Annotated in this window: 4 protein-coding genes; all 4 read right to left on the minus strand. The window is 57.8% G+C overall.

The genetic code is table 11. From position 1 onward, the window contains the following. Positions 1-371, minus strand: a 371-nt coding sequence (gene cmr5 / locus NZ746_02630; GenBank protein ID MCS6816257.1) for a type III-B CRISPR module-associated protein Cmr5, incomplete at its 3' end; no start/stop codon positions are given. Next, positions 364-1,326, minus strand: a complete 963-nt coding sequence (gene cmr4, locus NZ746_02635) for a type III-B CRISPR module RAMP protein Cmr4 (protein MCS6816258.1) — start codon at positions 1,324-1,326, stop codon at positions 364-366. The genes cmr4 and cmr5, both read right to left, overlap by 8 nt. Positions 1,327-1,328: 2 nt before the next feature. Next, a complete protein-coding gene (gene cmr3, locus NZ746_02640; protein ID MCS6816259.1) occupies positions 1,329-2,534 on the minus strand; it encodes a type III-B CRISPR module-associated protein Cmr3 in 1,206 nt (401 codons plus the stop codon). Continuing rightward, on the minus strand, positions 2,531-3,424 hold an 894-nt coding region (gene cas10 / locus NZ746_02645; protein ID MCS6816260.1), incomplete at its 5' end, for a type III-B CRISPR-associated protein Cas10/Cmr2. The genes cas10 and cmr3, both read right to left, overlap by 4 nt.

Consider the following 3,424-nt stretch of genomic DNA (forward strand, 5'->3'; position numbering starts at 1 on the left):
CGCAGCCAGTGGAGATAACTGAGTGCCTCGGTCGTCGCCTGGCGATAGGTCTCGCTCGTCGTGTTGAAGATTCGCTCAATCAGCGTCGGCTGATTGGCGCCGGGCCAGTGAATCTCACGAAAGAGCCAATTCTGAAGGTGAGCGTAGACGATCTCATGAGGATCGTTCGCGTCTCCCTTTCCTTTGGATTTGAGGAAAGCCAGCGCTTGCCCCAATCCGTTGGTGAGAATCATCACTGGCAGTTTCAGCACGAGGCCGCGATACTTTCTCTTCACATCTGCCGATTTTTGATCCACAGCTTGGACATCAGCCCACGCTGCCTTGGCCCGCTGTTGCTCTTTCGTTTGTTGGAAACTCGCAGTGCTAGCCATTGCCCTGTCCCTCCTTTTGCTGCTCGGATTGTTTCTCCTGCTTGCTATAGAATCGCACGCTGACGATGCCGCGACCGATGGTGGCATCGCCGCCGAGTTGCAGGCGCTGTCCATCAATGCCACGCAAGAATGTGAGCACAGCGGCAGCATCGGCCAATTCGGCTCGATCGTCCTTCACCGGATCGTGCGCCAGAACGACCGAGTAAAGCAGCGAATCCGGCAGTAGCGCCTCTTCGTAGAACAGCCCGCCCTTGACGACAGTGCGCTTGTCGTTATCAATCTTGATCCGCGCTTGCACTTCCGTGGACAGCTTCACAAAATCTCGGAAGGCGTTGTCGGGAAGCACGAGCAGGCTTTTCGTGATCTTGCTCTTCCAAAACGCATATTCTGATCCAGCGGGCACTGCGTGCTGGGATAGCCAGTTGGCGATGGCCGTCACCTTGTCGTCGCCACGAAACCCGAAAGCGTACTCTTCCAAGAGCACTTGATCGCCAGCAGCCACATCAGAGCCGCTTTCCACTCCCAGCACGGTTTGATCGCCCGACGGCGTCGGTACAGTCCAATCGAGCGCGACGCCTGCGATCTGCGCATCGCGGCGAAATCGTTCGAGCACGGTCGGCGACGTGCAATAGGCGAAGATGCCTTTGAGCGAACGCACAGGGAAAAGCAAAATTCGCGCGTCGGTGAACGTCGCAGCCGCTGCAAATCCGCTTTCCTCCGACCCGATCTTATCCGGCCCGAACGCAAGTTCAATTTTGCGCCTGCTGGAATTATCAGTGAATTTGAACTCGAACCACTCGCGCACAGCACCCTTGATGCCGGAGGCCTGAATCACCGGAAAGTCGGTGTACTTTTCGCGTTGAATGGGCAGGTCCACGACGCCAAGGCTCGTGCCGCTGCCCGCATGAAGCGGCGTCTCGGTGTAGAGAAACATCAAACTGGCTCGCTTGAACATAATCACCATGCTCCTATCAAAGAATGCCCGAAACCCTGCCGAGCAGTTTCGGGAAAAGTCTCCAGGCTTTCGGAGACGGATCTCTCGTGGAAAGCTTCAATGGCCGCATCGGCATCGCCCTCCAGAAGCTCGAAGAAGTAGACGCTTCCGGCAGGCACAAAGCGATGAAGAGGCTTAGGGAATTGCTTCACCAGATCGAACCCGCCGATGCCCACGGGCTTGCCCAAAGCTGCCGCGACGAGTTTGACGCGAACGTTGCCGCGTGAGCCTTTGAGTGTTTGCTCGTCAATCCACGTCGGACGCCAGCCGTGCTTGAACAGGGCAGGCGTTACAAGCACCAGCTTGAACTGCCGATGCTCCTGGATGCGCTGCTTGATGTTGTCGAGCGCCAGCGCTGAAACCTGCGCCGGTTGATAATGCGCCGGACGGCGATCTCCGCCGAGATTGATCAGCCCGGAATCGGGGAGAAGTTGCGTTCCTACGAACTCGGCGAAGAAGCCGACGCCCTTCTGGAGTCGAAGGTACTCAACGCTGTAGAGCAATCCCTCGCGCACCGACCGACGCGCGCGATCCCGCGCGATGCCGGTTCGCTCTTCTCGTGTAAAGATGACTTCCTCAATCTGATTTCCAGCGATGACCTCTCCAGGACCGAAAAATGAACCTGACGAATCCGGCTCATCGGCCAGATAGCGTTGCATCCCTTTCTCGGTGAGCCAGCCTGCGGCGGCCTCCAGATGCACGTCCTTCGCGAACCAAAGATGTCGCAATTCCGGCAGGAGATTCGTTCGTACGGGGAATTTGTCAGCCGATTTCACGTCAGCCGGTTTCAGAAGCACGTACTGCCCTGCGCCTTTGACGACGGCCACATCGCTCGGCATGGGATAGAGCAATTCCACTGAAATCGCCCGTTGATGAACCTCCGCTGATTCGCGCTTTCGCGCAACCAGCAGGCGACGAAGCTCAAGCGTGCCGAACGTCGTAGGCGAACCGATCTCTCCGGCTAATTCTGGAGGAACGCTCTTCTCTTCCTTGAATGCCTCGAAGCGACCAAAATACTGGCTCAGCAAGTGTGAGCGAATGGCCGCATAGACAGTCGAGGGCGGCGGAGGGAAGACGCTTCGCGCCAGGTGATCTTCGCCCCCGGTGAAAGGCTTGCTTTCCCGGAAAAGCAACACGTCGAGCGGCTCAATGAAGATCGTTTTACTCATCGGTTCTCCTCCCGACCCAGGAACACGGCGAGGTCCAAAAACTTGGCGAGATCGTCGAGCGACACTCCCGACTCAAAGAGCCTTAAGAGGCCCTCGTCGAGCAGCCGAACGCTCAATGTTTCCTTCTCATCCTTGGACAAACGTTCGTTGAGATGGCGACCCAGCAGGCGATGCGCTTCCTTGCTGATAGCTTCTGAAGGAAGATCTGAGAGCGCCCACGCCTCCTCGCGGAAGACAAACGCGAATTTCGGCGATACATTATCTCTCCAGAAGGCATCGCGCCAATCAATCAAGCACCGGAGCGTATCAACGTGCAGGGAGCCGTCCTTCGCGTAATACCACTTCGCGCCAAACGATTCGTGGCCGCCCGACCGCTTCATGAGCGCGATGGAGAAAGCGTTGCGGCCAAGCCCGTCCTTAGCGCGTTTTTCTTCTGCCCGCGCGGCGGCGAGCGTCTGTCCCAGGTCCTGCATGTGATGGGCGATGGCCACGCCCATGCTAGCCGTAGCCGTCATGCCCATCGTGAGCTGAAAGCCCGTCTCCGTTCGAGCAAATCCGGAACCGGCGATCCAGTCTATTTGGTTCTCATCGCCCGTGAGCGCGCCGGTGAAGAAAGCTCGCAGCTTGCGCATCACTTCCGGCAGGTCGCGGAGCGAGACGAAAGCCATCACATCATCGCCGCCGGCATAGATCAACTTGCCGAGATGCTCTTCTTCCACGATGCGGCGAGCGGTCGCGAGCGAGTAATCGCGCAACGCTTTGCTGATGGCCAGATGCAACGACGGATTGAGCGGACGCGGCATTTCTCCGAGCTTTTGCCACTCGCCGTCACGCCTCAGCTCATTCCACACGTTCGGATGAAGGATGTCTTGCAATCGTGGAGCAAATTC

This window comes from Blastocatellia bacterium, assembly GCA_025055075.1.
Classification (GTDB): domain Bacteria; phylum Acidobacteriota; class Blastocatellia; order HR10; family HR10; genus HR10.

What these genes read in the sequence shown, in the direction of transcription:
- cmr3 (MCS6816259.1), bottom strand. Translation starts at nt 2,534, where the DNA reads ATGAGTAAAACGATCTTCATTGAGCCGCTCGACGTGTTGCTTTTCCGG.
- cmr4 (MCS6816258.1), bottom strand. Translation starts at nt 1,326, where the DNA reads ATGTTCAAGCGAGCCAGTTTGATGTTTCTCTACACCGAGACGCCGCTT.